This window comes from Streptomyces sp. KLMMK (assembly GCF_036961605.1).
Lineage (GTDB): Bacteria > Actinomycetota > Actinomycetes > Streptomycetales > Streptomycetaceae > Streptomyces > Streptomyces telluris.
In genome coordinates this window covers 1-5,475 of the sequence record NZ_JBAMDC010000418.1, presented here as the reverse complement: position 1 = coordinate 5,475, position 5,475 = coordinate 1, and the positions used below count along the sequence as shown (strand labels likewise).

Sequence of the window (5,475 nt, the reverse complement as noted above, 5' to 3'; positions counted from 1 at the left end):
TGCTGGCCGTGCACGGCGGCGCCGGTACGGCGTTGCGGCGGGAGGACACCGACGCCCGCACGGAGAAGGCCTACCGGGACGGGCTGGCCGACGCCCTGCGCGCCGGCCGGAAGGTTCTGCGGGACGGCGGCGGCAGCGTGGCCGCGGTCGAGGCGGCCGTGCGGTCGCTGGAGGACAACGCCCTGTTCAACGCGGGCAAGGGCGCGGTGTTCACCGAGGACGCGGGGCACGAGCTGGATGCGTCGGTCATGCGCGGCTCGGACCTGGCGGCCGGTGCCGTGGCCGGCGTCCGCCACGTGCGCAACCCCGTCTCCGCCGCCCGCCTCGTGATGGAGCGGACGCCGCACGTGCTGCTGACGGGCGAGGGCGCCGACGGCTTCGCCGTGCGCAACGGCCTGCCGGCGGTCACCCAGGACTACTACTGGACGCAGGCGCGCTGGGACAGCCTGATGAAGGCCAAGGAGCGGAGCAGGGGCGGCACTTCATCGTCTGCGAGCGGGAAGACTGCCGGCGGGAGGACTGCCGAAGGGAAGGCCTTCGGCGCCGAGGCCGTCGGCGAGTCCGCGATGGGCACGGTCGGCGCCGTGGCCCTCGACCGCAAGCACGACCTCGCCGCCGCGACGTCCACGGGCGGGATGACCAACAAGATGGCCGGCCGGGTGGGCGACTCCCCTCTCGTGGGGGCGGGGACGTACGCGAAGAACGGAACGGTCGCGGCGAGTGCGACCGGGCACGGCGAGGTGTTCATCCGCGGAGCCGCGACGTCCACCGTCTCGCACCTGATCGAGTTCGGCGGCAGGGACGTGACCGCAGCCGCCCATGAAGTCGTGCACGAGCGGCTCGCCCGGCTGGGCGGCACGGGCGGCGTGATCGCACTGGGCCCCGACGGAGTGCTCGCCGCCCCGCACAGCAGCGAGGGCATGCTCTACAGCTATCTGACGGCCGGCGGCGAGATCGTCACGAAAATCTTCCCCGACGAGTCGCGCACCGGCCGGTGACGGCTCACCGCGCGTACAGGTGCCCGAGCAGGCGCTCGGGAGCGAGCACGGCCCCGGCCACCGGGCGGACGACGGCGCGGGGAACGGCCTGCAGTCTCCGGCGGGCGGCGATCGCCGCCGGCGCCGTCGTCGCCTCGGCCGGGGCGAAGGACTCCCCGATGCAGCGGTGGGCACCGAGACCGTACGGCACGTAGGCACGGAGTGATGCGTTCCGGTCGGCTGCGGGGCCGTCGGCCGGAACGTTCTCCTCCGCCCAGCTGCCGGGCCGGAACCGGCCGGGTTCGGGGCAGGGAGCCCCGGCGGGGAACCGGGTCGGGGAACGGGGCTGCGGTCAGCGGGTGGGCGACGGCGCGGTGGTGGCCGCCGCGGTGACGTCGCAGACCAGTTCCACCATGTCCGGCCCGTACGCGTCCGAGTTCACGACCTTCAGCAGGAGGCAGAACGTGCCGTCGAGCCCGTAACGGTGGGCGAGCTGCTTGTGGTGCCGGGCCAGATACCTTATGGCCGCCTGGTTGGTGACGCTGCGCTGGCCGGAGGCGAGGAAGACCGGCCTGCTGCCCCCGGGCCCGGTCAGCCGGGCGAGCAGGACGTACTCGGCCGTCCCCTTGTCCGCCCGGTACGTCTCGCCGCCGACGGTGAGCGCGCCCCCGTCCGGCCCGCCGTGGCCGGTGGCCACCGCGACGCCGGGCAGCAGCGAGCGCAGGTGGGCCTCGGTGCGCCGGTTCGACACGGGACCGCCGACGCAGAACTCGGTGCGCACGCCGATCCCCTGGCGGGCGGCGTCGTGCACCACGATGTCCGCGTGGGCCCCGCACTCCTTGATCAGCGCGGATATCTCCAGCAGCGCGAAGGCGTCGTGCCGTGCGACGCCCCAGCCGTTCGCGGTCGGGTCCTGGTTGACCACCAGCAGGCACTCCGAGCCCGCCGGCAGGCCGAAGAAGATCTGCTTGCGCCGGAGTTGGCGCCGCCACAGCAGGGTCCGGACGAACCAGCCCGCGGCGGCGCTGATCCCGCTGGCGACCAGTCCCAGCACGATGTTGCGCACGTCGTCGTTCATGAGCGGGCAGCCTACGGGCCCGGGCCGGGTCGGTCGACGGCCCTACGGCCGCAGCCCGAGGCGCACCGGCGCCCGTGCGGATAGCGTCCGGGCATGAAGATCGAATCGGAGACGGCCGGGCAGGGCCCGGAGGAGGCACGGGACCGGCGGGCCCCGGGGATCCGCAGCGGAGCGCAGCGCAAGCGGGACGTCCTGGAGCGGCTGGGGCGGGAGCTGGACATCTGGGTCGCCTCGGCCGGCGCCGACGGTGTGCCGTACCTGGTGCCGTTGTGGTTCCTGTGGGACGGGGAGGCCATCTGGATGGCGACCCGGCCGGCCAACCCCACGGGCCGCAACCTGCGGGACGGCGGCCGGGCCCGGCTCGCCCTCGGGCACACGCGCGACGTCGTCCTCATCGACGGCGTCGTGGAGACGTACGGCGCCGGGGAGGTGCCGGACGCGGCGGCCGACGCGTTCGCCCGGCAGTCGGGCTGGGACCCCCGCCAGCAGGGGGACGCGTACGCCTACTTCAAGGTGGTGCCGCGCGCCGTGCAGGCGTGGCACGAGGAACCCGAGCTCCGCGGCCGCCACTTGATGCGCGACGGCGAGTGGCTCGTCTGAGCGGCGGGCGGTGACGGGCCCGCCGGGGACGGGCGGCGGTGGTGACGGAGGGCGCGGCCGGGCGGTCCGGCGGAGAGCCTGCCGGCCGCCCGGCGCGCCCGTCCCCACGGATGTGCGCCCGCTACGCCGCGGTGCGGTCCTCTCCGGGGGCCGCACGGTCCGGGCCGGGGGCGAACCGCGTGCTCCCCAGGACCTCGGCGCGGGCCGGGCCGGAGCCGAGGGCGCTCAGCCGGGCCCTGGCGTCGACGGCGTACACGTCGACGTACTCCTGCTCCGACAGCTTCAGGATCGCGTACATGATCTCGTCGGTGACCGCGCGCAGCACGTGCCGCTGGTCCGCCATGCCCGCGTAGCGGGAGAAGTCCAGGGGTTCGCCGAAGCGGACCGTGACGGGCACCAGGCGGGGCAGCCGCCGCCCCGCGGGCTGGGCCTCGAACGTGCCGATCATCGCGCACGGCACGACGGGCGCGCCGGAGCGGATCGCCATCTCGGCGACGCCGACCTTGCCCTTGTACAGCCGTCCGTCGTGCGAGCGCGTGCCCTCGGGGAAGATGCCGAGGAGCTCGCCGCGGCCTAGCACCTTCACGCCCTCCTCGACGGCGGCCTGTCCCGCGCCGCGGCCGGAGCGGTCGACGGGTATCGCGCCGAGGCCGCGGAAGAAGGCGGCGGCGAGCCTGCCCTTGAGGCCGCGGCCGGTGAAGTACTCCTGCTTGGCGAGGAAGGTGATCCGGCGCCGGAGGGTCACGCCCATCAGGAACTGGTCGGTGAACGACTGGTGGTTGCCGGCGACGATCGCCCCGCCGTGCTGCGGGACCCGCCCCAGCCCCTCCACCCTCGGCCGGAAGAGCCACCGCAGCAGCGGGACCAGCACCACGGCCTTGAACGCGCAATAGAACATGCAAACGCCCTTCTCCCAGAGAGCCCCCCGCGCCCGGGCACGCTACTCGCGGGTATGGATCAGCGGGAGAAGGCCGATTGAGCCAGTCCGTGGCCGGTTGGTTACGGACGGCGTCCGTGCAGGATGCCCCACTGCAGCCGTCCGCGGCGCGCGGCGTCCACCCATACGGGCAGGTTCTCCTGCAGGTGGCCGAGGTAGGCGGCGCCGATGCGCCCGCCGAGCTCCGCCGCGCGCGCCGCCGTCTCCTCGGTCAGCCGGACATAATGGTTGACCAGTTGGCCGCTGTGGTCGTCGAATCCGATGCCGGACAGGCCGAGGCGGGAGAGCCGGTCGCGGTAGAAGGACACGGTGGCCAGGGCGTCCACGCCGAGGCGGGAGACGGCCGGGCGCAGCGCCTCCGCGGAGGCGCCCTCGGCGGCCATGATGTCGGTGAAGGCCAGCACGCCCCCGGGCTTGAGCACGCGGGCCGCCTCGCTCAGCACCTTCGGCCGGTCGCTGCTGTGGCAGAAGGCCTCCAGGGAGCACACGGCGTCGAAATGGCCGTCGGGGAACGGCACGTCGTGGAAGGAGCCGGTGACGACCTCGACGAGGCCGTCGAGGCCGCGCTCGGCGTTGACGGCGCGGTGCCGCTCGTTCTGGGCGGCGCTGAGGTTGAGGGCGACGACGCGGCAGCCGAAGCGCTCGGCGAGCCGGCGGGCGGTCCCGCCGTATCCGGAGCCGAGGTCGATGACGGTGCCGCCGGGGCCGAGGCTGCCCGCGAGCCGGTCGGCGACCTGCTCGACGGTACGGCGGGAGGCCTCGGCGATCGGCTCGCCGGGGCGGGTGTAGATGCCGGTGTGGATGTCCTCGCCGCCCCAGACCGCGTCGTAGAAGGCGTCCACGTCGCCGGAGTCGTAGTAGCTGCGCGTGGCTTCCTCGTTCGCGTCCTGGTTCGCTTCCTTGTGCACAGGTGCTCCTCTCGCCCGCAGGACCGGTCGGGATCAGCCTCGCCTCCGCCCGGGTGGCTGACACAGGCACGATTCAGCCATGATCGGGTCGCGTCAAGGGATCAGGGCCCGCAGCAACCTGACGTACGGGCTCCAGCGTGCGGGCTTCACAACCGTCCCCGTGCAGGCGCGTTCGGCCAGGTCGAGGCTGTCCTCCAGGCACGCGTCGTGGAGCGGGCGCCAGAGGAGCGGCCAGGCGAGGCGGGCCGGGCCGCGGGCGCTCATGGAGAGGGTGTGGCGCAGGACGGTGTGCCCGTCCGCGGCGGGCAGGGCGGCGTATTCGTGGAAGCCGTGGAAGCCGCGCGGCCCGGTGAAGGCGAAACGGACCCACGTGGCGGGGACGTAGGCGGCGACGGTGTAGCGGACGGGGCCGTGGCCGCCGGCCGCTCCCGGCCCGAGGGGCCGGTCGAAGGCCATGGGCGGCCAGGATGCGCGCGGCCACAGCCGGTCGCCGTCGCTCGCGAGGGAGTCGATCAGCGCCCCCGCCTCGTGCTCCGCCACGGGCAGCAGGCGCTCGTGCACGTTGTGGACGTCCATGGATCCTCCGTCTCCCGGAAGCAATATGGAGAGGTGCCTCTAATATTGTGGAGAGTACTCTCCAACTCATGGCCCGACCACCCCGTTTCGACCTCGATCAGCTCCTGGACGCCGCCGTACGACTGGCCGCGGCGTCGGGACCGGCCGGCGTGACGATGTCCGCGGTCGCCAAGGAGGTGGGGGCTCCGAGCGGTTCGGTGTACCACCGCTTCGCCGGGCGGACCGTCCTGCTGGCCGAGGTGTGGCTGCGGACGGTCGAACGCTTCCAGGAGGGCTGGTTCGCCGCCCTCGAAGGGGAGGCCGACCCCCGGCGGGCCGGGAGCGCGGCGGCGCGCCACGTCGTCGCCTGGAGCCGAGCCCATCCGCAGGAGGCGGCCCTCCTGCTCTACGGGGCCCGCG

The 5,475-nt window shown here is 74.1% G+C and carries 7 protein-coding genes and 1 pseudogene; 3 read left to right on the top strand and 5 right to left on the bottom strand.

Going from position 1 to position 5,475, the window contains the following annotated elements; translation table 11 throughout:
* On the top strand, positions 1-998 hold a 998-nt coding region (locus tag V7793_RS32635; RefSeq protein ID WP_336013317.1), incomplete at its 5' end, for an isoaspartyl peptidase/L-asparaginase family protein.
* A 4-nt stretch (positions 999-1,002) separates the two neighbouring features.
* Here the strand turns inward: V7793_RS32635 and V7793_RS32630 are convergent.
* Positions 1,003-1,272, bottom strand: a pseudogene (locus V7793_RS32630) (cytochrome P450); the annotation flags it as partial.
* A gap of 57 nt (positions 1,273-1,329) precedes the next feature.
* Positions 1,330-2,055 carry a hypothetical protein gene (locus tag V7793_RS32625; protein WP_336013316.1) on the bottom strand — a complete coding sequence of 242 codons (726 nt, stop codon included), beginning with the start codon at positions 2,053-2,055 and terminating at the stop codon, positions 1,330-1,332.
* A gap of 93 nt (positions 2,056-2,148) precedes the next feature.
* Between V7793_RS32625 and V7793_RS32620 the strand changes: the two genes are divergently transcribed.
* Positions 2,149-2,655: a pyridoxamine 5'-phosphate oxidase family protein gene (locus V7793_RS32620; RefSeq protein ID WP_336013315.1), complete on the top strand. Its 507-nt coding sequence runs from the start codon at positions 2,149-2,151 to the stop codon at positions 2,653-2,655.
* A 121-nt stretch (positions 2,656-2,776) separates the two neighbouring features.
* Here V7793_RS32620 and V7793_RS32615 read toward each other — a convergent pair whose 3' ends face one another.
* The 3 genes from V7793_RS32615 to V7793_RS32605 all read right to left on the bottom strand — a co-directional run bounded on the left by V7793_RS32615 (position 2,777) and on the right by V7793_RS32605 (position 5,076).
* On the bottom strand, positions 2,777-3,553 hold the full coding sequence (locus V7793_RS32615) for a lysophospholipid acyltransferase family protein (RefSeq protein WP_336013314.1): 777 nt from the start codon (positions 3,551-3,553) through the stop codon (positions 2,777-2,779).
* 101 nt (positions 3,554-3,654) lie between these two features.
* A complete protein-coding gene (locus V7793_RS32610; protein ID WP_336013313.1) occupies positions 3,655-4,500 on the bottom strand; it encodes an SAM-dependent methyltransferase in 846 nt (281 codons plus the stop codon).
* 93 nt (positions 4,501-4,593) lie between these two features.
* The gene (locus V7793_RS32605) at positions 4,594-5,076 is read right to left on the bottom strand and encodes an SRPBCC family protein (protein WP_336013312.1); all 483 of its coding nucleotides are present in this window, start codon (positions 5,074-5,076) and stop codon (positions 4,594-4,596) included.
* 68 nt (positions 5,077-5,144) lie between these two features.
* Here V7793_RS32605 and V7793_RS32600 point away from each other — a divergent pair.
* Positions 5,145-5,475 (top strand): TetR/AcrR family transcriptional regulator (locus tag V7793_RS32600; RefSeq protein ID WP_336013311.1); only part of this gene is annotated, 331 nt, incomplete at its 3' end.